The organism is Streptomyces misionensis (assembly GCF_900104815.1).
In the GTDB taxonomy this organism is placed as follows: Bacteria; Actinomycetota; Actinomycetes; order Streptomycetales; family Streptomycetaceae; genus Streptomyces; species Streptomyces misionensis.
The window spans coordinates 4,850,173-4,872,874 of the sequence record NZ_FNTD01000004.1; the positions used below are offsets into that span (position 1 = coordinate 4,850,173).

21 protein-coding genes and 1 riboswitch are annotated in these 22,702 nt (G+C 72.2%); of the genes, 13 read left to right on the forward strand and 8 right to left on the reverse strand.

Going from position 1 to position 22,702, the window contains the following annotated elements; all coding sequences use genetic code 11:
- Nucleotides 1-22: 22 nt before the first annotated feature.
- The 4 genes from BLW85_RS23790 to BLW85_RS23805 are packed head-to-tail and all read left to right on the forward strand — an operon-like array spanning nucleotide 23 to nucleotide 5,622.
- Nucleotides 23-1,561: a GMC family oxidoreductase gene (locus BLW85_RS23790; protein WP_074993049.1), complete on the forward strand. Its 1,539-nt coding sequence runs from the start codon at nucleotides 23-25 to the stop codon at nucleotides 1,559-1,561.
- Nucleotides 1,558-2,733: a quaternary amine ABC transporter ATP-binding protein gene (locus tag BLW85_RS23795; RefSeq protein WP_074993050.1), complete on the forward strand. Its 1,176-nt coding sequence runs from the start codon at nucleotides 1,558-1,560 to the stop codon at nucleotides 2,731-2,733. The genes BLW85_RS23790 and BLW85_RS23795 overlap by 4 nt, the downstream gene beginning before the upstream one ends.
- Nucleotides 2,733-4,661, forward strand: a complete 1,929-nt coding sequence (locus BLW85_RS23800) for an ABC transporter permease (RefSeq protein ID WP_074993051.1) — start codon at nucleotides 2,733-2,735, stop codon at nucleotides 4,659-4,661. Before BLW85_RS23795 ends, BLW85_RS23800 begins: the two co-directional genes overlap by 1 nt.
- Before the next feature lies 1 nt (nucleotide 4,662).
- Nucleotides 4,663-5,622, forward strand: a complete 960-nt coding sequence (locus BLW85_RS23805; protein WP_070026229.1) for an ABC transporter substrate-binding protein — start codon at nucleotides 4,663-4,665, stop codon at nucleotides 5,620-5,622.
- Between the two features lie 7 nt (nucleotides 5,623-5,629).
- On the opposite strand, the gene BLW85_RS23810 is transcribed toward BLW85_RS23805, so the two are convergent.
- Together BLW85_RS23810 and BLW85_RS23815 are read right to left on the reverse strand one after the other, a co-directional pair.
- On the reverse strand, nucleotides 5,630-6,361 hold the full coding sequence (locus BLW85_RS23810) for an isocitrate lyase/PEP mutase family protein (protein ID WP_167381430.1): 732 nt from the start codon (nucleotides 6,359-6,361) through the stop codon (nucleotides 5,630-5,632).
- A complete protein-coding gene (locus tag BLW85_RS23815; RefSeq protein ID WP_070026228.1) occupies nucleotides 6,358-6,855 on the reverse strand; it encodes a carboxymuconolactone decarboxylase family protein in 498 nt (165 codons plus the stop codon). The genes BLW85_RS23810 and BLW85_RS23815 overlap by 4 nt, the downstream gene beginning before the upstream one ends.
- A 46-nt stretch (nucleotides 6,856-6,901) precedes the next feature.
- On the opposite strand from BLW85_RS23815, the gene pdxR reads away from it, so the two are divergent.
- Complete coding sequence (gene pdxR / locus BLW85_RS23820; protein WP_074993052.1) at nucleotides 6,902-8,290, forward strand: MocR-like pyridoxine biosynthesis transcription factor PdxR; 1,389 nt, start codon at nucleotides 6,902-6,904, stop codon at nucleotides 8,288-8,290.
- Nucleotides 8,291-8,297: 7 nt separating this feature from the next.
- Here pdxR and BLW85_RS23825 read toward each other — a convergent pair whose 3' ends face one another.
- Both BLW85_RS23825 and BLW85_RS23830 read right to left on the reverse strand, forming a co-directional pair.
- Nucleotides 8,298-9,155: a helix-turn-helix domain-containing protein gene (locus BLW85_RS23825; RefSeq protein WP_074993053.1), complete on the reverse strand. Its 858-nt coding sequence runs from the start codon at nucleotides 9,153-9,155 to the stop codon at nucleotides 8,298-8,300.
- A 170-nt stretch (nucleotides 9,156-9,325) separates the two neighbouring features.
- Entirely contained in the window at nucleotides 9,326-10,156 is an 831-nt protein-coding gene (locus BLW85_RS23830) for a DMT family transporter (RefSeq protein ID WP_070026225.1), read from the reverse strand.
- Between the two features lie 118 nt (nucleotides 10,157-10,274).
- On the opposite strand from BLW85_RS23830, the gene BLW85_RS23835 reads away from it, so the two are divergent.
- Nucleotides 10,275-10,646: a hypothetical protein gene (locus tag BLW85_RS23835; protein WP_074993054.1), complete on the forward strand. Its 372-nt coding sequence runs from the start codon at nucleotides 10,275-10,277 to the stop codon at nucleotides 10,644-10,646.
- A 12-nt stretch (nucleotides 10,647-10,658) separates the two neighbouring features.
- Nucleotides 10,659-11,840 (forward strand): glutathionylspermidine synthase family protein, encoded by a 1,182-nt coding sequence (locus BLW85_RS23840; RefSeq protein WP_070026223.1) that lies wholly within the window; start codon nucleotides 10,659-10,661, stop codon nucleotides 11,838-11,840.
- Nucleotides 11,841-11,886: 46 nt separating this feature from the next.
- Here the strand turns inward: BLW85_RS23840 and BLW85_RS23845 are convergent, their stop codons facing one another.
- A complete protein-coding gene (locus tag BLW85_RS23845) occupies nucleotides 11,887-13,338 on the reverse strand; it encodes a fascin domain-containing protein (RefSeq protein ID WP_074993055.1) in 1,452 nt (483 codons plus the stop codon).
- 139 nt (nucleotides 13,339-13,477) lie between these two features.
- A riboswitch (ZMP/ZTP riboswitch) is annotated at nucleotides 13,478-13,567 on the forward strand.
- 32 nt (nucleotides 13,568-13,599) lie between these two features.
- Between BLW85_RS23845 and BLW85_RS23850 the strand changes: the two genes are divergently transcribed.
- The 3 genes from BLW85_RS23850 (at nucleotide 13,600) to BLW85_RS23860 (ending at nucleotide 16,934) form a co-directional block, all read left to right on the forward strand.
- Complete coding sequence (locus BLW85_RS23850; RefSeq protein WP_070026221.1) at nucleotides 13,600-15,045, forward strand: glycine hydroxymethyltransferase; 1,446 nt, start codon at nucleotides 13,600-13,602, stop codon at nucleotides 15,043-15,045.
- 69 nt (nucleotides 15,046-15,114) lie between these two features.
- Complete coding sequence (trpS, locus tag BLW85_RS23855) at nucleotides 15,115-16,140, forward strand: tryptophan--tRNA ligase (protein ID WP_403420883.1); 1,026 nt, start codon at nucleotides 15,115-15,117, stop codon at nucleotides 16,138-16,140.
- A gap of 209 nt (nucleotides 16,141-16,349) precedes the next feature.
- Nucleotides 16,350-16,934: a 2'-5' RNA ligase family protein gene (locus BLW85_RS23860; RefSeq protein ID WP_074993056.1), complete on the forward strand. Its 585-nt coding sequence runs from the start codon at nucleotides 16,350-16,352 to the stop codon at nucleotides 16,932-16,934.
- Between the two features lie 7 nt (nucleotides 16,935-16,941).
- Here BLW85_RS23860 and dprE2 read toward each other — a convergent pair whose 3' ends face one another.
- Nucleotides 16,942-17,697: a decaprenylphospho-beta-D-erythro-pentofuranosid-2-ulose 2-reductase gene (gene dprE2, locus BLW85_RS23865; protein WP_074996185.1), complete on the reverse strand. Its 756-nt coding sequence runs from the start codon at nucleotides 17,695-17,697 to the stop codon at nucleotides 16,942-16,944.
- A gap of 159 nt (nucleotides 17,698-17,856) precedes the next feature.
- Between dprE2 and BLW85_RS23870 the strand changes: the two genes are divergently transcribed.
- Nucleotides 17,857-18,768 carry a YihY/virulence factor BrkB family protein gene (locus BLW85_RS23870; RefSeq protein WP_070026219.1) on the forward strand — a complete coding sequence of 304 codons (912 nt, stop codon included), beginning with the start codon at nucleotides 17,857-17,859 and terminating at the stop codon, nucleotides 18,766-18,768.
- On the opposite strand, the gene BLW85_RS23875 is transcribed toward BLW85_RS23870, so the two are convergent.
- Complete coding sequence (locus BLW85_RS23875) at nucleotides 18,716-19,933, reverse strand: D-alanyl-D-alanine carboxypeptidase family protein (RefSeq protein WP_074993057.1); 1,218 nt, start codon at nucleotides 19,931-19,933, stop codon at nucleotides 18,716-18,718. The two genes, BLW85_RS23870 and BLW85_RS23875, sit on opposite strands and share 53 nt — an antisense overlap.
- 79 nt (nucleotides 19,934-20,012) lie before the next feature.
- Between BLW85_RS23875 and BLW85_RS23880 the strand changes: the two genes are divergently transcribed.
- Both BLW85_RS23880 and BLW85_RS23885 read left to right on the forward strand, forming a co-directional pair.
- On the forward strand, nucleotides 20,013-20,252 hold the full coding sequence (locus BLW85_RS23880) for an SCO4848 family membrane protein (protein WP_070026217.1): 240 nt from the start codon (nucleotides 20,013-20,015) through the stop codon (nucleotides 20,250-20,252).
- Between the two features lie 225 nt (nucleotides 20,253-20,477).
- Nucleotides 20,478-22,022 carry an ABC transporter substrate-binding protein gene (locus BLW85_RS23885; RefSeq protein ID WP_074993058.1) on the forward strand — a complete coding sequence of 515 codons (1,545 nt, stop codon included), beginning with the start codon at nucleotides 20,478-20,480 and terminating at the stop codon, nucleotides 22,020-22,022.
- On the opposite strand, the gene BLW85_RS23890 is transcribed toward BLW85_RS23885, so the two are convergent.
- Nucleotides 22,023-22,628 (reverse strand): Uma2 family endonuclease, encoded by a 606-nt coding sequence (locus BLW85_RS23890; RefSeq protein WP_074993059.1) that lies wholly within the window; start codon nucleotides 22,626-22,628, stop codon nucleotides 22,023-22,025.
- Nucleotides 22,629-22,702: the final 74 nt, after the last annotated feature.

Here is a 22,702-nt window from a genome sequence, read left to right on the forward strand (position 1 = left end):
CACCCCCTGGAGTAGCACCCCCATGCCCGAAACCCCCCACGTCTACGACTACGTCGTCATCGGCGGCGGCACGGCGGGCTCCGTCATCGCCTCCCGCCTCACCGAGAACCCCGACGTCACCGTCGCCGTCATCGAGGGCGGCCCCAGCGACATCGACCGCGAGGACGTCCTGACCCTGCGCCGCTGGCTGGGCCTGCTCGGCGGCGACCTGGACTACGAGTACACCACCGTCGAGCAGCCAAACGGCAATTCGCACATCCTGCACAGCCGCGCCAAGGTGCTCGGCGGCTGCTCCTCGCACAACACCCTGATCTCCTTCAAGCCGCTGCCCTCCGACTGGGACGAGTGGGAGGAGGCCGGCGCCAAGGGCTGGGGCGCGGTGCCGATGGAGGCGTACTTCGCCCGGCTGCGCAACAACATCGTGCGCGTCGCCGAGAAGGACCAGAACCCCATCGCCAAGGACTGGATCGACGCGACGAAGACCGCGATCGGCGTCCCCGAGGTGACCGGCTTCAACGACAAGCCGTTCTACGAGGGGGTCGGCTTCCTCGACCTCGCCTACCACCCGGAGAACAACAAGCGCTCCTCCGCCTCCGTCGCCTACCTGCACCCGCACATGGAGGCCGGCGACCGCCCCAACCTCACGCTGCTGCTGGAGACCTGGGCGTACAGGCTGGAGCTGGACGGCAAGCGCGCCACCGGCGTCCACGTGCGCACCAAGGACGGCGCGGAGCGGCTGATCAGCGCCCGCCAGGAGGTCGTGGTCTGCGCCGGCGCCGTCGACACGCCCCGGCTGCTGCTGCTGTCCGGCATCGGCCCGAAGCAGGACCTCGAAGCGCTGGGCATCCCGGTGGTGCACGACCTGCCGGGCGTCGGCGAGAACCTCCAGGACCACCCCGAGTCGGTGATCGTGTGGGAGACGAACCGGCCGCTGCCGGAGAACTCCGCGATGGACTCCGACGCCGCGCTGTTCGTGCGCCGGGACGAGTCGCTGGGCGCCCCCGACCTGATGTTCCACTTCTACCAGATCCCCTTCACCGACAACCCGGAGCGGCTGGGCTACGAACGCCCCGAGCACGGCGTGTCGATGACCCCGAACATCCCCAAGTCCCGCGCCCGCGGCCGTCTCTACCTCAAGAGCGCGGACCCGCGGGAGAAGCCCGCCCTCGACTTCCGCTACTTCACCGACGAGGACGGCTACGACGCCCGGACCCTGGTCGACGGCGTGAAGATCGCCCGTGAGATAGCCAGGACCGAGCCGTTCGCCGGCTGGCTGAAGCGGGAGGTCTTCCCCGGCCCCGACGTCACCGACGACGAGCAGCTCAGCGAGCTGCTGCGCAAGGCGCACCACACCGTCTACCACCCCGCCGGCACCTGCCGGATGGGCGCCGTCGACGACGAACTCGCCGTCGTCGACCCCGAGTTGAAGATCCGCGGCCTCGACGGCATCCGCATTGCCGACGCGTCCGTCTTCCCGACCCTGTTCGCCGTCAACCCGATGATCGGGGTGTTGATGGTCGGGGAGAAGGCCGTCGACCTGATCGGAGGCGATCGCCGATGAGTACCACCGTCCCCACCCGCAAGCCGCCCACCACCGACGCGCCGGTCTTCTCGGTCTCCCACCTGTGGAAGGTCTTCGGCACCAAGCCCGAGCGCGTCCCGGCCGACCCCGAACTCGCCGCCCTCGAACCGGCCGACCTGCGCGCCCGCACCGGCTGCACGGCGGCCGTCCGCGACGTGTCCTTCGACGTCCGCAAGGGCGAGGTCTTCGTGGTCATGGGCCTGTCCGGCTCCGGCAAGTCCACCCTCGTGCGCTGCCTGACCCGGCTGATCGAGCCGACCTCGGGCACCATCGCCATCGACGGCGAGGACGTGACCGCCATGGACAAGGCCCGGCTGCGCGAACTGCGCCGCCACCGCGCGGCGATGGTCTTCCAGCACTTCGGCCTGCTCCCGCACCGCACGGTCCTCGACAACGTGGCCTACGGCCTGGAGATCCAGGGCGTCGGCAAGTCCGAGCGCCGCGAGCGCGCCGCCGAGATCGTCGCCAAGGTCGGCCTCGCGGGCATGGAGCACCGCCGCCCCGGCCAGCTGTCCGGCGGCCAGCGCCAGCGCGTGGGCCTCGCCCGCGCCCTCGCCGTGGACCCCGAAGTCCTCCTGTTCGACGAGCCGTTCAGCGCCCTGGACCCGCTCATCCGGCGCGACATGCAGGACGAGGTGACCCGCCTGCACCGCGAGGAGGGCCGCACCATGGTCTTCATCACCCACGACCTCAGCGAGGCCCTCAAGCTCGGCGACCGCATCGCCCTGATGCGCGACGGCCGGATCGTCCAGCTCGGCACCCCCGAGGAGATCGTCGGCTCCCCGGCCGACGACTACGTCCGCGAGTTCGTCCGGGACGTGCCCCGCGAGCAGGTCGTGACCTGCCGCACGGCCATGCGCCCGGCGACCTCCGAGGAGACCACCGAGGGCCCGGCGCTCGCCCCGGAGACCACCGTCTCCGAGGCCATCGAGGCCGTCGCGCGCACCGGCAGCCCCGCCCGCGTCATGGACCAGGGCCGCTGCCTGGGCGTGGTCGACCACGAACAGCTCCTGGACGTGGTGGCGGGCGTGGCCGCGGACCCGGCCGCCCCCGCGGCCCCCGCCGGCCGCGCCGCCTCCGCGCGGCCGCGCGCGGGCGCCCCCCGCGCGCACGGGCATGCCAGGAAGCCGGCCACCCCGGAGGCCGTGTGATGGCTGTCCTCACCGCCCCCGTCCTGCGCACCAAGGCCCCCGCGGTGCTGCGCAACAGAGCCGTCGGCAAGCTCCTGCTGCTCGCCCTCGTCACGGCTGTGCTCCTGCCGGTGCTGCACGGCCGCGCCTGGCCGCACCACCTCACGGTCAGTCTGACCAAGCCGCTGACCGACGCCAGCAACTGGATCATCGACAACCGCGACACCCACCCCCTCTTCCTCTACTTCTTCGGCTACGTCAGCGAGGCGGTCGTCCTCTCCGTCCGCGCCGTCTACGTCACCCTGCTGGCCATCGGCTGGCCGGGCGTCACCGTGCTCGGCGCCCTCGTCGCCTGGCGGGTCGCCGGTCCCCGCCTCGCCACCGGCACCGCCGTCGCCTTCCTGGCCTGCGGCGTGCTCGGCATGTGGGAGCCGACCATGCAGACCCTCGCGCTGATGGTCGTCGCGGTCCTCGCCTCCGTGCTCGTGGGCGTGGTGCTGGGCCTCGCCGGCGGCCTCTCCGAGCGCCTCGACCGCGCCCTGCGCCCGGTGCTGGACACGATGCAGGTCCTCCCGGCCTTCGCCTACCTCCTCCCCGTCGTCCTGGTCTTCGGCATCGGCGTCCCCGCGGCCGTCCTCGCCACCGTGGTCTACGCCGCCCCGCCCATGGCCCGCCTCACCGCGCTGGGCCTGCGCGGCGCCGACCCCGAAGTCCTGGAGGCCGTGGAGTCGCTCGGCGCGACCCGCCGCCAGCGGCTGCTGACCGCCCGTATCCCGCTGGCCCGCAAGGAACTCCTGCTGGGCCTCAACCAGACGATCATGATGGCGCTGTCCATGGCCGTGATCGCCTCCGTCATCGGCGCCGGCGGCCTCGGCGACCGCGTCTACCAGGCGCTGTCCACGGTCGACGTGGGCCAGGCCCTGGCCGCGGGCATCCCGATCGTGCTGCTCGCGGTCGTCCTGGACCGGGTGACCGGCGCGGCCGGCGCCGCGGACGGGAAGGGACCCCGGACCATCGGCTGGGCGTACGCCCTCGCCGTCACCGTGGTCGCCGCGCTCGCCGCCCGGCTGCTCGGCGCCCTCGACTGGCCGAACGGCTGGAGCCTGGACATCGCCCAGCCGGTCAACCACGCCGTCGACTGGATGACCTCCCACCTCTACTCCGGGGTCCCGGTCGTCGGCGGCACCGCGGACTGGGCCGGCCACTTCACCACCTGGGTGCTCGACCCGGTCCGCGACGGCCTGCAATCGCTGCCCTGGTGGTCGGTGCTGCTGGTCGTCGCCGCGCTGGCCTGGCTGATCGGCACCTGGCGCACCGCGCTGACCGCCGTGCTCGCCATGGCCGCGATCGGTGTGCTCGGCGTGTGGGAGCCGGCCCTCGACACCCTCTCCCAGGTGCTGGCCGCCGTCGCCGTCACCCTAGTCCTCGGTATCGCCACCGGCATCGCCGCGGCCCGCAGCGACCGCGTCGAGCGCGCGCTGCGCCCGGTGCTCGACGTCTTCCAGACGATGCCGCAGTTCGTGTACCTGATCCCGGTCGTCGCCCTGTTCGGCGTCGGCCGCGCCCCCGCCGTCGCCGCGGCCGTCGTCTACGCGCTGCCCGCCGTCGTGCGGATCACCGCGCAGGGGCTGCGCCAGGTCGACCCGGCCGCGCTGGAGTCGGCGCGCTCGCTCGGCGCGACCGGACGGCAGCAGCTGTGGCAGGTGCAGCTGCCGCTCGCCCGCCGCGCGCTGCTGCTCGCCGTCAACCAGGGCGTGGTGCTGGTCCTGGCCGTCGTCATCATCGGCGGTCTGGTCGGCGGCGGCGCCCTCGGCTACAACGTCGCCTTCGGCCTCGCCCAGGGCGACCTGGCGACCGGTCTGGTGGCCGGTGCCGCCATCGTCTGCCTGGGGCTGATGCTGGACCGGGTGACCCAGCCCACCGACCGCCGCGCGGGGAAGGGAGCCTGAGATGCGACGCCGACTGCTCACCACGATCCCGGTCGGGCTCGCCGTGCTCGGGCTGACCACCGGCTGCGGCGCGGCCGACATGACCAAGCAGGCCAGCCCGTTCGCCCACGCCGGCGGCGGCAAGAGCGTCACGCTGTCCGTGCAGTCCTGGGTGGGCGCCGAGTCCAACGTGGCCGTCGCCCAGTACCTGCTGGAGCACGAGCTGGGCTACCGCGTCGACACCGTGCAGGTGGACGAGGTGCCCGCGTGGGACGCGCTGAGCCAGGGCCGGGTCGACGCCCTCCTGGAGGACTGGGGCCACCCGGACCAGGAGAAGCGCTACGTCGACGACAAGAAGACCATCACGCGCGCCGGCGATCTCGGGGTGACCGGCCACATCGGCTGGTTCGTGCCGACGTACCTGGTCAAGCAGCACCCGGACATCACCGACTGGCACAACCTGAACAAGTACGCCTCGCTCTTCCGCACCGCGGAGAGCGGCGGCAAGGGCCAGCTGATGGACGGCTCCCCGTCCTACGTCACCAACGACAAGGCGCTGGTGAAGAACCTGAAGCTGGACTACCAGGTGGTCTTCGCCGGTTCCGAGGCGGCGCAGATCACCCAGATGAAGCAGTTCGCCAAGGAGAAGAAGCCCTTCCTGACGTACTGGTACTCGCCGCAGTGGCTGTTCAAGAAGGTCCCGATGACGGAGGTGAAGCTGCCGCCGTACAAGAAGGGCTGCGACGCGGACGCGGCGAAGATCGCCTGCGCCTATCCGCGCACCCCGCTCCAGAAGTACCTCAACGCCGACTTCGCCCGGTCGGGCGGCAAGGCGGCCGAGTTCCTGAAGCGGTTCCGGTGGACCACGGACGACCAGAACGAGGTCTCGCTGATGATCGCCCAGGACAAGCTGTCCCCGCAGGAGGCGGCGAAGAAGTGGGTGGACAGCCACCCCTCCGTGTGGAAGAAGTGGCTGCCCTGAGCGCTCGCTAGCGCAGGGCGGCGGCCAGGTCCCGGGCCGCCGCCGTGGCCCGGCGCTGGAGCTGCGGCCCGAACGTGATCCGGGTGGCCCCGAGTCCGCCGAGCGCGGCGGGCCCGGGGCCGTCCGCGTCCAGCAGGGCCAGCACGTTCAGCGGGCCCTCGATCCCGGCCCGCAGCACGGGCAGGGCCTCCGCCGGCGCCATGATCGGGTACACGCACCCGGCGCCCGCCGCGATGTACCGGGCGGCCCGCTCCACGGCCTGTCCGGGATCGCCGTCGCCGTGCACGAAGGTGTCGACCCGGGCGTTGAGGAAGAGCCGCCCGGCCGCCGCCGCACAGAACTCGGCGAGGTAGTCGGCGTGTTCCCGCGGGTCCTTGAGCACCCCCGCGGCGGAGTCCTCGATGTTGCAGCCCACGGCCCCCGCCTCCAGCAACCGCTCCACCAGCTCCTTCGGCGCGAGCCCGTAGCCGCCCTCGACGTCCGCCGAGACCGGCACGTCCACCGCCCGCGCGATCCGGGCGACGGCCGCGAACATCTCGTCCGCCGGGGTGTGCCCGTCCTCGTACCCGAGCGCCGCGGCGACCCCCGCGCTCGGCGTGGCCAGCGCCGGGAACCCGGCCTGCGCGAAGGCCCGCGCGCTGGCCGCGTCCCAGGGACCGGGCAGGACGAGCGGATCGTCCTGCGGGCGCCCCAGGTGCAGCGCGCGGAACGCCTGCGCCTTGTCCGGGGACGTGCTCACCGGTGCTGTCCCGGCTGGTAGTGGCCCGGGGTCATCCGGGCGGTGACACCGAACCGGTTCCAGGCGTTGATCACCGTGATCGCGGCGATCAGCCGGGTCAGCTCGGCCTCCTCGAACTGCTTGGCGGCCCGTTCGTACACCTCGTCCGGCACGAAGCCGTCGGTCAGCACCGTGATCGCCTCGGTCAGCTCGATCGCGGCCAGCTCCTTCTCCGTGTAGAAGTGCCGCGACTCCTCCCAGGCGCTGAGCTGGACGATCCGCTCCACGCTCTCCCCGGCCGCCAGCGCGTCCTTGGTGTGCATGTCCAGGCAGAAGGCGCAGTGGTTGAGCTGGGAGGCGCGGATCTTGACCAGCTCCAGCAGCTTCGGGTCCACCCCCTGCCGGGCGGCGGTGTCCAGCCGGACCATCGCCTTGTACACGTCCGGGGCGTGCTCGGTCCAGTTCAGCCGCGGGGCGTGCTCCGCCGCGTACTCGGTGTTCTCGTCCGTGTTCATGCCTCCACGGTAGGAGCCGGGCAGCCCAGGAGTATGGTCCATTTCCATGGCGGAATCCTGGGCCACTTTGGGCGTCGACCTCCATCTGGAACCGGCCGGCTCGGGCGGGCTGCGCCGGGGCCTGACCGACGCGCTGCGCGACGCGGTGCGCACCGGCCGGCTCGCCCCCGGCACCCGGCTGCCCTCCTCCCGGGCCCTCGCCACCGACCTCGGCATCGCCCGCAACACCGTCGCCGAGGCCTACGCCGACCTGGTGGCCGAGGGCTGGCTGACCGCCCGGCAGGGCTCCGGCACCCGGGTCGCCGAGCGCGCCGTCGTGCCGCCCAGCGGCCCCGCCCGCCACCACCGCGCCCCCGCCCGCCCCCTGCACAACCTGGTCCCCGGCACCCCCGACCTCGCCGCGTTCCCGCGCGCCGAGTGGACCAGGGCCGCCCGCCGCGCCCTGGCCGCCGCCCCCAATGACGCGCTCGGCTACGGCGATCCCCGCGGCCGCCCCGAACTGCGCACCGCCCTCGCCGGCTACCTCGCCCGCGCCCGGGGCGTGCGCGCCGACCCGGAGAACACGGTGATCACCGCCGGTTTCTCGGGCGCCCTGCGCCTGCTCGGACCGGTGCTGCGCGCCCGCGGGGTGCGCACGGTGGCCGTCGAGCCGTACGGCCTCGATCTGTACCGGGGGCTCCTGGAGAACGCGGGCCTGGCGACCACCGCGCTGGCCTACGACGAACTCGGCACCGATCCAAGCCCGTTGGACACCGAGGGCGCCGTGCTCCTCACCCCCGCCCACCAGTTCCCCATGGGACTGCCCCTGCACCCGGACCGGCGGGCGGCCGTCGTGGACTGGGCCCGGCGCACCGGCGCGCTGGTCCTGGAGGACGACTACGACGGCGAGTTCCGCTACGACCGGCAGCCCGTCGGCGCGCTCCAGGGCCTCGACCCCGACCGCGTCGCCTACCTCGGCACCGCCAGCAAGTCGCTCGCACCCGGCATCCGGCTGGGCTGGATGGTGCTGCCGCCGGACCTGGCGGAGGAGGTCACCGCGGCCAAGGGGCACTCCGACACGGTGGGCGTGCTGGAACAGCTCACCCTCGCCGAGTTCCTCACCTCGGGCGCCTACGACCGGCAGGTCCGCTCCGCCCGGCTGCGCTACCGGCGCCGCCGCGACGCGCTCGCCGCCGCCGTCGCCGACCGGGCGCCCGGGGTGCGGGTCACCGGGATCGCCGCCGGGCTGCACGCGGTGCTGCGGCTGCCGCCCGGCACCGAGCCCGCCGTGATCCAGGCCGCCGCCTGGCAGGGCCTCGCGCTGCACGGCCTGTCCTACTACCGGCACCCCGAGAGCACGGCCGAACACCTGGACGCGCTGGTCGTGGGGTACGGCACCCCCTCCGACAGCGCCTGGGCGGCGGCGCTGGAGGCGCTGTGCCGGGTGCTGCCGTAGGGGGGGCTCAGCCGGCGGCCGGCCGGAACACCAGGAAGAAGAACCGGGCGCCCGGCGAACCCAGCGGCTGCGCCGCGCACAGGGTCACCAGGCCCCGCACCGACGGGGCGTGCTCGGCGCAGCACCGGTCGGCGTCCGGGGAGTCGAGCCCCGCGTGGCGCACCGGCCGGGTGTCCCCGTCCTGCTGCACATAGGTGATGTCGTGCCGGCGGTAGACGGGCCCCACCACGGGGTCGTCGTTCACCTCCGCGTCCAGCCGCCGCAGATCGGCGTTGTCCGGATGGGCCGCCACCGCCGCCCGCAACTGGGCCGCGACGGGCGCCGCCCACCGCTCCTCCCAGTCCACCAGATGGTGCTCGCGCGCCTCCTCGCACAGCAGCATCCAGCGCATCAGGTTCCGCTCGGGCAACTCGGGCTCCGCGCCCCGGCGCCGGGGGAACATGCGCAGGAAGTCGTCGTTCCAGCCGAGGATGTTCCAGGCCACGTCGTTGACGTAGCAGGGCAGGCCCGACACGCCCCGGACCGCCAGGGGCCAGGCCGGGTCCACCCGGGTGCCGGCCTCCGGGTTCATCGGGACGGGCGGCTCGTGGCCCAGCGCGTAGACGTACAGCGCGGTCCGTTCCGGCTCCGCCATGCGCAGCACCCCGGCGACGGCGTCGAGGAACTCCGGCGCGGGGGAGGGCATGTCACCCCGCTCCAGCTGGGCGTAGGTGCGCTCGGAGACGTACAGCGCGTGCGCCACCTGGGCCTGCGAAAGCCCGGCGGAGCGCCGGCCGCGCCCGGTGCGGTGGGGCCAGCCCAGTTCGGTGGGGTCGATCAGCGAGCGCTTGTGCCGCAGCAGCGACCGCAGGGCTTCCCTGTCCATCCCTCGTTCCCTCTCGGTGAGCGCGCGACTCGCCGCCCCGCCCCGGCAAATACCGGAAGTCTACGTTCCTGAAGAACCGGTTCCGGAAAAAGAAGCTCCTGGTCACGGGCGGGTGGACGGCTCAGGATGGTGCGCGGACCGGTTGCGCTGCGGGGGGCGCAGCCGATCCCTCACTCCTGCTCGGCCGGTGCCGCGGGCGCCTCGCCGAACCGGGCCAGGGCCAGCGCGCCCGCCACCGCCACCGCGAAGCCCAGCACCGCGAGCCAGGCCAGGCCCTCCCGGGTGCGGTCGCCGAGCCAGACGACACCGATCGCCGCCGGGCCGATCGTCTCGCCGATCACCATCCCGGCCGTCGCCGCGGTCACCGAACCGCGTTGCAGGGCCGAGGTCAGCAGCATGAAGGCGGCGCCCCCGCCGATCAGCAGCGCGTAGGCCGCCGGATTGGTCAGCACGGCGCCCGGCGCGAGGCTGTCGATCAGCCGGACCGACACCTCCACCACCCCGAACCCGAAACCGGCCCCGAGCCCCAGCACCGGACCCCGCGCGGGCCCGGACAGCCGGCCGCCCGCGAACCCGAGCGCCAGCAGCCCCACCGCCACCGCGAGCATCACCCACCGCAGCGTGTCCGAGCCGCCCCCGCCGCCCTCCGGGCCGGACGCCAGCCCCAGCATCGCGAGCCCGGCGCACACCACGCCCACCGCGCCCCACTCCGTGCCGCTGAGCCGCACCGCCAGCAGCCGGGCCGCGACCACCGCCGTCACCGCGAGACTGGCCGCGAGGGCGGCGCCGACCGCGTAGATCGGCAGCGTACGCAGCGCCGCGATCTGGAACAGGAAGCCCAGCCCGTCCAGCGCCAGCCCCGCGAGGTAACGCCACTGCCGCAACGCCCGCAGCAGCAGCGCCGCCTCACCACCCCCGCCAGGACCCGCCTGCCGCGCCGCGACCGCCTGCAACACCGTCGCGGCACCGAAGCAGACCGCCGCCCCGAGGGCACACACCATTCCAAAGAGCACAAAGGGACTCTAGGGGAGACCTGACATGCTCACCCCGCCCTGGCCGGACTTCACACCCGTCTCTAGGCTGGCCCGGAGCGTTCGCGGAACACGGGGGGTAGGGAAGATGGCGGAAACGACGCGTCGGTTGCGTTCCGGTGCGGTGGTGCTCGGCGGGGTGGGGCTGCTGGCCGCCGCGCTCACCGCCTGCTCCTCCGAGCCGGACAAGCGCTGTGTGGACCGCGGCAGCTACGACTACGCCAGGGGCTACAAGGTCGTCTCGGACAAGAACTGCAAGTCCGTCAAGGCGGGTGTGGACGGCGCCTGGTACTACGGCGGCAAGAAGAAGGGCTCCTGGGTGGACGGCGGTTCCTTCACCAAGCCCAGCCGCGGGTCCGGGTCGTCCGGGGGGCACGGAAGCTCCTCGGACCACTACGGCAGCGGCCACGGAGTGCACCGCGGCGGCTTCGGCGGCGGTTCCCACGGCTCCGGCGGCTGACCGGGGCATCGGATGGAACGCCGTACCACCACCCCGCGGCCCGGCTGGCAGCGGACCGTCGAGGAGCAGGGGCTGATCTACCCGCTCACCCGCCACCCGGACGGGAGCCTGCGCCCCTACTGGGACGAGAGCGCCTACTACGTCTTCTCCCTCGCCGAGATCGAGGCGCTGGAGGAGACGGTCGCCGAACTGCACGCCATGTGCCTGGCCGCGGCCGGCCACATGGTGGCGCACGGCCGCCTCGCCGACCTCGGCATCACCGACCCGCGGGTGGCCGCGGCGGTCACGGAGTCCTGGCACCGGCGTGCCGAACTCCCCTCGTTCTACGGCCGTTTCGACCTGCGCTACGACGGCACGGGCCCCGCCAAGCTGCTGGAGTACAACGCCGACACCCCCACCTCGCTGGTGGAGGCGGCCTCCCCGCAGTGGTTCTGGATGGAGGACCGCTTCCCCGGCGCCGACCAGTGGAACTCCCTGCACGAACGCCTGGTGGAGTCCTGGCGCCGGCAGGCCGCGCTGCTGCCGCCCGGCAGCCCGCTGCACTTCGCGCACTCCGCGGCCGACGAGCTGGGCGAGGACCTGATGACCGTCGCCTATCTGAAGGAGACCGCGCAGCAGGCGGGCCTGGAGACCGACTGGCTCGCCATGGAGGAGATCGGCTGGGACACCCTCTCCGGCCGCTTCGTGGACAACCGGCTCCGGTTCATCCGCAGCATCTTCAAGCTCTACCCGTGGGAGTGGCTCACCACCGACGCCTTCGGCGGGCACGTGCTGGACACCCTCGACAACGGCGGCGGCAGCGGCAGCACCCTGTGGATCGAGCCGGCCTGGAAGATGCTCCTGAGCAACAAGGCCCTGCTGGCCGTCCTCTGGGAGCTGTACCCCGGCCACCCCCATCTGCTCCCCGCCCACCTCGACGGCCCGCGCGACCTCGCCGCCACCGGCTACGTCGCCAAACCCCTGCTGGGCCGCGAGGGCGAGGGCATCACCCTCCACCCGCCGGGCAGCGCGCCCGCGGTGCGCCCCGACCCCTGCTGCTACCAGCAGCTCGCCCCGCTGCCCGTCTTCGACGGCAACCACGTCGTCCTCGGCGCCTGGGTCGTCGACGGCGAACCTGCGGGCCTCGGCATCCGTGAGTCGGCGGGCCCCGTCACCGACGAGTACGCCCGCTTCCTGCCGCACGTCATCCTCTGAGGAACCGGCCCCCCGGCGAACCGAGGGGCCGGCGCGCGGAGCGGGCTCAGAAGGTGACGGTCGCGTGGATCACCCGGTGGTCCGAGAGGCCCGGGTCCACGACCTCGCAGCCGTACGACGGGCCGACCGGGCCGAAGATGTAGTCGATCTTGTTGTTGCCGTCGGTGGGCGCACCGGTGTGCGCCGCGTCCGGGGTCGCCTGACCGCACTCCTGGTGGCCGGAGTACAGGGTGTCGAGGTAGGACACGTCCGCCGTGGTGGTGTTCAGGTCACCGCCGTAGAAGGCCGTGTACCCGGCGCCCTGGAGACCGTCCACGATGGAGCGCAGCGCGGCGGCCTGCTCCTTGCGCTTGGTGCCGTCGGGGTCGTCGCCGGCCTCCTTGCCGTTGGCGTCGAGGTAGTGGCCGCTGCTGAGGTGCGCGTCGCAGTAGACCGTCCCGTCCTCGGGGACGGTGGCGCACAGCGCGGGCCGCTGCTCCTTGCCGGCCGGGGAGGGCAGCGTGTACCCGCGGTACCAGGTGTTGGTGTCCTTGACCGCGAGGGCGATGCCGAAGGAGCCGCGGTCGGTGCCGCTGGTGCTGTCCATGCAGGACTTCTGGGCCATGAGCGCCGGGTCGGTCGACCCGTTCGCGTCGACGACCTTGTAGTACGTCGGTGCGAACCGCACGTCCCAGCCGCCGCCGAGCCGGCTCTCCAGCTGGAGTTCCAGCGGCTTGACCGCCTTCTCGCAGATCTCCTGGAAGAAGATCGCCTCCGGCCGGTGGCCGAGCGAACCGGCCAGGTCACCGGCGACGCCGGAGGCCACCGTGTCCGCGTCGGCGTACTGGAGCTTGCACGCCGCGCTCGTGTTGTTGTTCGCGCACAGGTTCCACGAGGCGATGTCGTGCCGTCCCGAGGCCTTTACGGCCGACGCGGGCGGCGCCGCCGTGTCGCCGGTGCCGCCGACCTTCTCGAAGGTGAACCGCTCCCAGCTGCCGACCGTGCTGGAACGGGCGCGCAGCAGACCCTGGTCGCCGCCGGTGTAGTTGAACTCGGCCGTGACGTAGAGACCGTTGGCGGCGGACTTCAGCGCGTACGTGCCGTCGCTCTGCGGGACGACGTAGAAGCGCTCCCAGGAGCCGGTGTTGGTGCCCCGGGCGCGCAGCATGCCCGCCTGGCTGCCGGTGGTGCTGATCTCGGAGGTGACGTAGAGGCCGTTCTCCTCGTTGCGCAGCGTGATGGTCGTGCCGTAGCCCACGCCCGGGATGTTGTCGGTGTGCAGGCTGAAGGTCTCCCAGCTGCCGACGGAGGTCGAGCGGGCCCGCAGCTTGCCGTTCTGGTCGCCCGAGTCGTTCACCTCGGCGGCGACGTAGAGCCCGTTCACCTTGAGGGCCCAGCGCTGGCCGGTGGAGGACGGCGGCGCCGACGCCGCGAACGCGGCCGACGCCGGCAGGGCCACCACCCCGGTGACCGCGGCCAGGACCGCCACCAGCAGCAGACAGAGTCTTCGCATCTTCATCCAAGCTTCAGAAGTTAGTTTGATTTCCGAACTTGATGATCTTGAGGGTGGAACGCCGGACCGGCAAGCGAATTTCCGGCCGCCCTCGCCCGCATGGTGGACGCCGGATCTTCCGCCCCGCGCCCGCCCGGTACGCTGAGGCACGGGCCGTGACTGGCGCGCTGGGATGGGACGGACCATCGGGGAGCGGCCTCGCGGGAAATCAGTGCCGTGCGCCTGGGCCGAACGTGAACGCTGAACGCACACCGTCCGGAGGTCCCCATGCCAGAGCCCCTGTCCACCGAGTCCACCGCCTTCCGCGCCGCGCTCGACGTGGTCCGCGCCGTGGAGCCGCGGGTCGCCGACGCCATCGGCCAGGAGGTCACCGACCAGCGCGCGATGCTCAAGCTGATCGCCTCGGAGAACTACGCCTCGCCGGCCACCCTCCTCGCGATGGGCAACTGGTTCAGCGACAAGTACGCCGAGGGCACCGTCGGCCGCCGCTTCTACGCCGGCTGCCGCAACGTCGACACCGTCGAGTCCCTCGCCGCCGAGCACGCCCGGGAACTCTTCGGCGCCCGACACGCCTACGTCCAGCCGCACTCCGGCATCGACGCCAACCTCGTCGCCTTCTGGGCGGTGCTCGCCGACCGCGTCGAGGTCCCCTTCCTGGAGAAGACCGGCGCCCGCCAGGTCAACGACCTCACCGACGCCGACTGGGCCGAGCTGCGCCAGGCCTTCGGCAACCAGCGGATGCTCGGCATGTCCCTGGACGCCGGCGGCCACCTCACCCACGGCTTCCGCCCCAACATCTCCGGCAAGATGTTCGACCAGCGCTCCTACGGCACCGACCCGGCCACCGGCCTCATCGACTACGAGGCCCTGCGCGCCCAGGCCCGCGAGTTCAAGCCGCTGATCATCGTCGCGGGCTACTCGGCCTACCCCCGCCTGGTGAACTTCCGGATCATGCGCGAGATCGCCGACGAGGTCGGCGCGACCCTCATGGTCGACATGGCCCACTTCGCCGGCCTCGTCGCCGGCAAGGTCCTCACCGGCGACTTCGACCCGGTCCCGCACGCCCAGATCGTCACCACCACCACCCACAAGTCGCTGCGCGGCCCGCGCGGCGGCATGGTGCTGTGCGACGACTCCCTCAAGGACCAGGTGGACCGCGGCTGCCCGATGGTCCTCGGCGGTCCGCTGCCGCACGTCATGGCCGCCAAGGCGGTCGCCCTGGCCGAGGCCCGGCAGCCCTCCTTCCAGGACTACGCCCGGCGGATCGTGGACAACTCCCGCGCGCTCGCCGAGGGCCTGATGCGGCGGGGCGCCACCCTCGTGACGGGCGGCACGGACAACCACCTCAACCTGATCGACGTGGCGACCTCCTACGGCCTCACCGGCCGTCAGGCCGAGGCGGCGCTCCTGGAGTCCGGCATCGTCACCAACCGCAACGCCATCCCGGCCGACCCCAACGGCGCCTGGTACACCTCCGGCATCCGCATCGGCACCCCCGCCCTGACCACCCGCGGCCTCGGCACGGCGGAGATGGACGAGGTGGCGGGCCTGATCGACCGGGTCCTCACCACCACCGAACCGGGCACCACCAAGTCGGGCGCCCCCAGCAAGGCCGCCCACGTGCTGGACGAGAAGGTCGCGCAGGAGATCGCCCAGCGGGCGACGGACCTGGTGTCGGGCTTCCCGCTCTACCCGGAAGTCGACCTGGGCTGAGCCGCTCTTGCGGGGCGCGGGCGACCGCGCCCCGCTCAGGGGCCTGTGCCACCCTCGGCCGATGAGAGAATGGGGGACATGGCCTCTGCTGAAAAGCCTCGCGTGCTCTCCGGTATCCAGCCCACCGCCGGCTCGTTCCACCTCGGCAACTACCTCGGCGCCGTCCGCCAGTGGGTGTCGCTCCAGGAGAGCCACGACGCCTTCTACATGGTCGTCGACCTGCACGCGATCACGGTCCCGCAGGACCCGAGGGAACTGCGGGCCAACACCCGCCTGGCCGCCGCCCAGCTGCTCGCCGCCGGCCTGGACCCGGACCGCTGCACCCTGTTCGTGCAGAGCCACGTCCCGGAGCACGCCGAGCTGGCCTGGGTGATGAACTGCCTCACCGGCTTCGGCGAGGCGAGCCGGATGACCCAGTTCAAGGACAAGTCCGCCAAGCAGGGCGCCGAGCGGGCCTCCGTGGGCCTGTTCACGTACCCGATCCTCCAGGTCGCGGACATCCTGCTGTACCAGGCCAACGAGGTGCCGGTCGGCGAGGACCAGCGCCAGCACATCGAGCTGACCCGGGACCTGGCCGAGCGGTTCAACGGCCGCTTCGGGCAGACGTTCACGATCCCGTCGCCGTACATCCTCAAGGAGACGGCGAAGATCTACGACCTCCAGGACCCGTCGATCAAGATGAGCAAGTCGGCGTCCACGCCGAAGGGCCTCATCAACCTGCTGGACGACCCGAAGACCACCGCCAAGAAGGTCAAGAGCGCCGTCACCGACACCGACACGGTGATCCGCTACGACGCGGAGGCGAAGCCGGGCGTCTCCAACCTGCTCACCATCTACTCCACCCTCACCGGCACGTCCGTCGCGGAGCTGGAGCGGGAGTACGAGGGCAAGATGTACGGCGCCCTCAAGACCGACCTCGCCGAGGTGATGGTGGAGTTCGTGACGCCGTTCAAGGAGCGCACCCAGCAGTACCTGGACGACGCCGAGACGCTGGACTCGATCCTGGCCAAGGGCGCGGAGAAGGCGCGCGCCGTCGCCGCGGAGACGCTGGCGCAGGCGTACGACCGCGTCGGCTTCCTGCCGGCCAAGCACTGAGCGCGCACGGCCGCGCCGGGGAGCACGGACCGCGCCGCGAGGCACGGACCGGCGCTGAGGAGCACGGCCGTTCGCACGCCCGTGGGGGCAGAGCGCTGCACATCACTTCCGCTGCGCCTGCCCACAGGACATCCATAGCCGTACAGTCGAAGCCGAGGGCCCGGGCGACCCGGCCGGACGGTACGACGGACGCGACGACAGGAGACGACGTGGGGACCGTAACGATCGGCGTGTCGATCGCGGTCCCGGAGCCTCACGGCAGCCTGCTCCAGGAGCGGCGCGCGGGCTTCGGCGACGCCGCGGCCTACGGCATTCCCACGCACGTCACCCTGCTGCCGCCGACCGAGGTCCCCGAGGACGCGCTGCCCGCCGTCGAGGCGCACCTGCTCCAGGTCGCCGCGGGCGGCCGCCCGTTCCCGATGCGGCTGCACGGCACGGGCACCTTCCGGCCGCTGTCCCCGGTGGTCTACGTCCGGGTGGCCCAGGGCGCCGAGGAGTGCGCCCTGCTCCAGCAGCGGGTCCGCGAGGGCTCCGGTCCCTGCGCCCGTGAACTCCAGTTCCCCTACCACCCGCACGTCACCGTGGCGCACGGCATCGAGGAGGCGGCGATGGACCGCGCCTTCGCGGAGCTGGCCGGCTTCGAGGCCGAGTGGCCGTGCACCGGGTTCGCGCTGTACGAGCAGGGCGCGGACGGGGTGTGGCGCAAGCTGCGCGAGTTCACCTTCGGCGGCTGTGTGGTGCCGCCCCAGGCCGGCCCGGCCGGCATCGGCCGTGGCACCATCGCCAGCCGCTGACCGCCCCTCACAGCGGGAGCCTGCGCAGCAGTGCGCGCGGCGCGTGCCGCACCGCGGCCATCACCAGCCGCAGCGCACCGGGCACCCACACCGTCTCCGAGCCCCGGCGCAGCCCCAGCTCGATCGCGGTGGCGACGGCCTGCGGGGTGGTGGCGAACGGCTCCCGCGGCCGGCCCGCCGTCATCCGCGTGCGCACGAAGCCGGGGCGTACGACCATCACCCGCACCCCCGTGCCGTACAGGGCGTCGCCGAGGCCCTGGGCGAAGGTGTCCAGGCCCGCCTTGCTGGAGCCGTAGATGAAGTCGGCGCGGCGGGCGCGCTCGCCGGCGGTGGCGGAGAGGACGACGAGGGTGCCGTGGCCCTGGGACTGAAGAGCGCTCGCGGCGATCAGGCCCGCGGAGACGGCCCCGGTGTAGTTGGTCTGGGCGACCCGCACGGCGCGCAGCGGTTCGCGCTCGTCGTGGGCCTGGTCGCCGAGGACGCCGAAGGCGAGCAGCACCAGGTCGACGGGGCCCTCGGCGAACACCTTGCCGAGCGCGGCCTCGTGGGCCGTGGGGTCGAGGGCGTCGAAGCCGATCGTGCGGACGTCGGTGCCGAGGGCGCGCAGCTCCTCGGCGGCCCGGTCCAGGGCGGGGGAGGGGCGGCCGGCCAGCCACACGGTGCGGGCGCCGCGGGCGATCAGCCGGCGGGCGGTGGCGAGACCGATCTCGGAGGTGCCGCCGAGGACCAGCAGGGACTTGGGCAGGGCGAGGGCGTCCTTCACAGACATGTCCGTGACCGTATCGTCCATAAGTGGGCTGTTCGTCCCTCGTCACCTTGCCGGGCCCGAGATCACTCGAAGGTGGGACGGCCGGGCTCCGTCGGGCGCGCGGTCGCGGGGTACCCGCACATGGGACGTCGCGCAGAGGGCAGGGACAGGATCATGGACTGGCTCAAGAGACTGCCCGTCATCGGGCCGCTGGTGACCTGGCTGACGGCGACCCACGCATGGCGGGCGTTCGAGCGGCTGGACCGGGTGAAGTGGTCCCGGCTGGCCGCGGCGATGACCTTCGTCAGCTTCGTGGCCCTGTTCCCGCTGCTCACCGTGGCCGCCGCCGTCGCCGCCGCCACCCTCAGCACCGCCCAGCAGCAGACCGTCGAGCACAAGATCGCCGAGCAGTTCCCGGGCGTCATCTCCAGCCAGCTGGACATCACCTCGCTGGTCCAGAACGCCGGCACCGTCGGTGTGATCGCCGGTGCCGCGCTGCTGTTCACCGGCGTCGGCTGGGTCGGCCAGGTGCGCGACTGCCTGCGCGCCGTCTGGGAGCTGCCCGACCAGGAGCAGAACCCGCTGGTCGCCAAGGCCAAGGACGCCGGCATCCTGGTCGGCTTCGGCGGCGCCCTGCTGGTCACCCTCGCGGCCTCCACCCTCGCCTCGGCCGCCGTCGGCAAGGTCTCCGAGCAACTGGGCCTCGCCCGGCACGGCTGGGGCACCGTGCTGCTCCAGGCCGCCGCCTTCGCCGTCGCCGTGCTCGCCGACTTCCTGGTGCTGCTCTACGTCCTGACCCTGCTGCCCGGGGTGGAGCCGCCGCGCCGCCGCCTGGTGGTCGCCGCACTGCTCGGCGCGGTCGGCTTCGAACTGCTGAAGCTGCTGCTCAGCGGCTATATCCAGGGGGTCGCCGCGAAGAGCATGTACGGCGCGTTCGGCGTCCCCGTGGCGCTGCTGCTGTGGATCAACTTCACCGCGAAACTCGTCCTGTACTGCGCCGCCTGGACGGCCACCCCGAGCGAGACCGCCGAGGTCAGGAGCGAGGCCGACGGCGCATCAGATCCGGCAGCGGCCACCGGCGGTTGACCAGGTAGACCCCGCCCGCCAGCAGCACCAGCAGACCGCCCGCGACACCGAGCGCGGTGCCCATGCCCCGGGAGCCGGTGGCGGCGGCCGCCACCGGCCGGGAGCCCGCCCGCCCGGCCGGCGCCGGCGCCGTGGCCGGACCGCTCGGCGCCCCGGAGGGCTGCGCGGCGGTCTTCGGCGGCACCAGCTCGCCCACCGGGGTCACCTTGCCGGCCGCCTGGAAGCCCCAGTCGAACAGCTTCGCCGTCTCCTTGTAGACCTCGTTGTGCTCCGGCTTCTGCGGGTTCATCACGGTGACGAGCAGCACCCGCCCGCCCCGCTCGGCGACCCCGGTGAAGGTGGCGCCCGCGTGGGTGGTGTTGCCGTTCTTGACGCCCGCGATGCCCTGGTAGACCGGGACGTCGGTGTCGCCGCTCAGCAGCCGGTTGGTGTTGCGGATCTCCGAGCCCCCGAAATCGGCGCTCACGGTGGAGCAGTAGTCCCGGAAGTCCTTCTTCTGGAGCCCGGAGCGGGCGATCAGCGACAGGTCGTACGCGGAGGAGACCTGGCCCGGCTCGTCGTAGCCGTCGGGGGAGATCACCCGGGTGTCCCGGGCCTGGAGCTCGTCGGCGTGCTGCTGCATGTCCCGCACGGTGTCGGCGACGGTCCCGTTCATCGCGGACAGCACGTGCACGGCGTCGTTGCCCGAGCGCAGGAACACCCCGAGCCACAGGTCGTGGACGCTGTAGGTGTGCCCCGCCTTTATCCCGACCACGCTGGAGCCCTCGCCCATGCCTTCGAGGTCCCCGGCCGCCACCCGGTGCTCCATCGTCTTCGGGAAGCGGGGCAGCAGGGTGTCCGCGAACAGCATCTTCAGGGTCGACGCCGGGGGCAGCGGCCAGTGCGCGTTGTGCGCGGCCAGCACCTCGCCGGACTGGGCGTCGGAGACGATCCAGGAGCGGGCGGTCAGCCCCTCGGGGAGCACGGGGACACCGGGCGCCAGATTCACCTGGGTGCCCGGCAGACCGAGCCGGGCGCCGCCCAGGGCCGACATGTGGGCCGGGGGCGCGGGGCTCTTCGGGGCGCCGGGGGCGGCGAGCGCGGCGGGCGCGGTGGCGGCGAGGGCGAGCAGGGTCGCGGCGCCGGCCAGCAGTGATCGCCGTACGGTCTTCTTGGGTGCGGGCACGACCGAGAACGTACTCGCACCCGCCGGGGAAGTCCCGACCCAGCCCCTGTCACGAAACCGCACCCCGGATACTGGAGGTATGAAACTCAGCCGCCCGGTCTCCTGGTTCCTGCTCGCCTTCGGGGTGTGGAGCTGGTTCATCTGGATCACTTTCGTAAAGAACCTGGTCAAGGACGGCAGCGGGCTCGCCTTCGACGACGGCCACCCGACCGCCTACTTCTGGGTGCACCTGCTGCTGGCGATCGTCTCGTTCGTATTGGGGACGGTCATCGGGGTCATCGGGTTGCGCGGTGTGCGCGCCCTGCGCCGCACGTCCTAGCGGAATGTGACCGGAATCGCTCCTTCGCCTATGGAGACCCTGTGAAGGCATGGCGAAGACAATGCTTTGGTGAGTTCTTCCACAACCGGCCAGAAAGCCCTTCCCCCCGCTGAAACACGTGTGATTAGGTGAGCCGCGTCACTTTAGGGGAGTGGCGCATTTTGTGCTGAGCCAGGGGTAGGGCCTGCACAGGTCTGGGAGGGCACCACCGTGCGATCGGTTCGCATGCGGATTCTCGTGACACTGCTCGTGCTGGCGGTCGTGGGAATCGGCGGCTGGCAGCTGCTGCCGTCGCAGGAGAACAAGGACAGGACCATCACGGTCGGCACGACGGACGCGGTCACCGGGCTCGACCCGGCCGGCGCCTACGACGCGGGATCCTGGGCCCTGTTCAGCAACGTCTTCCAGAGCCTGCTGACCTTCGAGCCGGACGGTGTGGAGCCGGTGCCGGACGCGGCCAAGAGCTGCGGCTTCGCGCCCGGCGACCTGAAGACCTACCGCTGCACCCTGCGCGACGGGATCACCTTCCCGAGCGGCCGCGCGATGACCGCCGCGGACGTCAAGTTCTCCTTCGACCGGGTCAAGAAGATCGACTCCGACGTCGGCCCGTCGTCCCTGTTCGACCTGCTCGCCTCGGTCACCGCGGACAACGCGCGCACGGTCACCTTCCACCTGAAGGCCCCGGACGCCACCTTCCCGCTGAAGGTCGCCACCGGCGCCGGCGCGATCGTGGACAAGGACAGCTACCCCGCCGACGCGCTGCGCAAGGACGCCGCGGTCGACGGCACCGGCCCGTACCGGCTGGCCTCCTACACCAAGGGCAAGCTGGCCGAGCTCACGCCGAACCCGCACTACAAGGGGTACCTGAGCAGCACCGGGCGGCCGATCGACCTGCGCTACTACAGCGACTCGGCCAAGCTCGACCAGGCGTGGAAGGCCAAGAAGGTCGACGTGGCGTCCCGGACGCTGCCGCCGGAGGTGCTCTCCCGGATGACGCCGAGCGACCCCAACGAGCGCGTCAACGAGTCCGACACCTCCGAGACCCGCAACCTGTACCTCAACACCCGCGCGGCCTCCCCGCTGCACGACGTACGGGTGCGGCAGGCGATCGCGTGGCTGGTCAACCGGGAGCAGCTGGCCGCCACGGTCTACCAGGGCACCGTCGACCCGCTGTACTCGCTGATCCCCACCGGCATCACCGGCCACACCACGTCCTTCTTCGACGCGTACCCGACCCAGAGCACCACGAAGGCGCGGGCGCTGCTCACCCAGGCCGGGGTGAGCCTGCCGCTGCGCTTCACCTTCGCGTACGGCAAGGGGCAGGGGCCCGGCGCCGAGGAGGCCGCGGCGCTGAAGAAGCAGCTGGAGGCGGGCGGCCTGTTCAAGGTGGACGTCAAGGGCTATGAGTGGACGGACTTCCAGGAGCGGATGGCCGCCGGGAAGCTGGACGCGTGGTCGGTCGGCTGGGTCGCCGACTACCCGGACGCGGACACCTTCGGCCAGCCCCTCGTGGGCACCGGCTCCACCATGAGCACCGGCTACAGCAACAAGGACGTCGACCAGTACATCCGCGACAGCCAGCGCTTCGCGGACCGAAGCCGTGCCGCCGCCGACTTCCAGCGCATCCAGTCGGACATCGCCACCGACGTCCCCCTGATCCCCCTGTGGCAGCGCAAGGAGTACACGGTCAGCACGGAGGACGTGGGCGGCGGCCAGTACCTCACCGACGGCACCGGCGTGTACCGCCTGTGGCGGCTGGACTGGATCTGATCAGCCGTCCTGCTTCTGCCCGGCCCTGATGATCTGCTCGACGTCGAGGGTGACCTTGGCACCGAGCGAATCCGGAAGGGCGACGGTCTCGCCGGGCGCGTGGACGCGATGAACTTCGTACTCGCTCCCGGTCGGATCCGTCAGCACGTGGAGGCGCTGGTGCTTGCGGTCCACGATGACGTAGACGGGGGCCTTGGCCTCCGCGTAGGCGCTCGTCTTGATGCGCAGGTCGGTCCGGAAGTTGCTGGAGGTGACCTCCAGGACCATACGGAAGCAGACGGGGTCGTAGCAGTTGTTCTCGATGTAGTGGTCCTGGTAGTCGGCGTCGACCAGGGAGAGGTCGGGAATCGCATAGTCCTCGACTCCTGTCGGCAGCCAGAGGCCGATGCCCTGGACCACCTTCGACTCGGTGCCGTGGAGGCCGGCGGCGAGGAAAGGCACCATCAAGTCGGTCAGGGTCACGCCGTGCGGGCCGTCAGCGGGCGGGGACACGATGATCTGGTCTCCGATGATCTCGACGCGATAGCCCGGGAGACGCTCCATGATCCGGTTGGCTTCTGCGATCTGCGGACGGTCGTGAGATCGCTCGACGGCTGCTGCGGACATCAGGTGCCTCCCAAGGGCCGGTGTCGAGAGCATCATCGTAGGCAGAGCCGGGGCCGGACGCCTCTTCCCCGCTC

What these genes read in the sequence shown, in the direction of transcription:
- BLW85_RS23790 (WP_074993049.1), top strand. Translation starts at nt 23, where the DNA reads ATGCCCGAAACCCCCCACGTCTACGACTACGTCGTCATCGGCGGCGGC.
- BLW85_RS23795 (WP_074993050.1), top strand. Translation starts at nt 1,558, where the DNA reads ATGAGTACCACCGTCCCCACCCGCAAGCCGCCCACCACCGACGCGCCG.
- BLW85_RS23800 (WP_074993051.1), top strand. Translation starts at nt 2,733, where the DNA reads ATGGCTGTCCTCACCGCCCCCGTCCTGCGCACCAAGGCCCCCGCGGTG.
- BLW85_RS23805 (WP_070026229.1), top strand. Translation starts at nt 4,663, where the DNA reads ATGCGACGCCGACTGCTCACCACGATCCCGGTCGGGCTCGCCGTGCTC.
- BLW85_RS23815 (WP_070026228.1), bottom strand. Translation starts at nt 6,855, where the DNA reads ATGAACACGGACGAGAACACCGAGTACGCGGCGGAGCACGCCCCGCGG.
- pdxR (WP_074993052.1), top strand. Translation starts at nt 6,902, where the DNA reads ATGGCGGAATCCTGGGCCACTTTGGGCGTCGACCTCCATCTGGAACCG.
- BLW85_RS23825 (WP_074993053.1), bottom strand. Translation starts at nt 9,155, where the DNA reads ATGGACAGGGAAGCCCTGCGGTCGCTGCTGCGGCACAAGCGCTCGCTG.
- BLW85_RS23830 (WP_070026225.1), bottom strand. Translation starts at nt 10,156, where the DNA reads ATGGTGTGTGCCCTCGGGGCGGCGGTCTGCTTCGGTGCCGCGACGGTG.
- BLW85_RS23835 (WP_074993054.1), top strand. Translation starts at nt 10,275, where the DNA reads ATGGCGGAAACGACGCGTCGGTTGCGTTCCGGTGCGGTGGTGCTCGGC.
- BLW85_RS23840 (WP_070026223.1), top strand. Translation starts at nt 10,659, where the DNA reads ATGGAACGCCGTACCACCACCCCGCGGCCCGGCTGGCAGCGGACCGTC.
- BLW85_RS23845 (WP_074993055.1), bottom strand. Translation starts at nt 13,338, where the DNA reads ATGAAGATGCGAAGACTCTGTCTGCTGCTGGTGGCGGTCCTGGCCGCG.
- BLW85_RS23850 (WP_070026221.1), top strand. Translation starts at nt 13,600, where the DNA reads ATGCCAGAGCCCCTGTCCACCGAGTCCACCGCCTTCCGCGCCGCGCTC.
- trpS (WP_403420883.1), top strand. Translation starts at nt 15,115, where the DNA reads ATGGGGGACATGGCCTCTGCTGAAAAGCCTCGCGTGCTCTCCGGTATC.
- BLW85_RS23870 (WP_070026219.1), top strand. Translation starts at nt 17,857, where the DNA reads ATGGACTGGCTCAAGAGACTGCCCGTCATCGGGCCGCTGGTGACCTGG.
- BLW85_RS23880 (WP_070026217.1), top strand. Translation starts at nt 20,013, where the DNA reads ATGAAACTCAGCCGCCCGGTCTCCTGGTTCCTGCTCGCCTTCGGGGTG.
- BLW85_RS23885 (WP_074993058.1), top strand. Translation starts at nt 20,478, where the DNA reads ATGCGGATTCTCGTGACACTGCTCGTGCTGGCGGTCGTGGGAATCGGC.
- BLW85_RS23890 (WP_074993059.1), bottom strand. Translation starts at nt 22,628, where the DNA reads ATGTCCGCAGCAGCCGTCGAGCGATCTCACGACCGTCCGCAGATCGCA.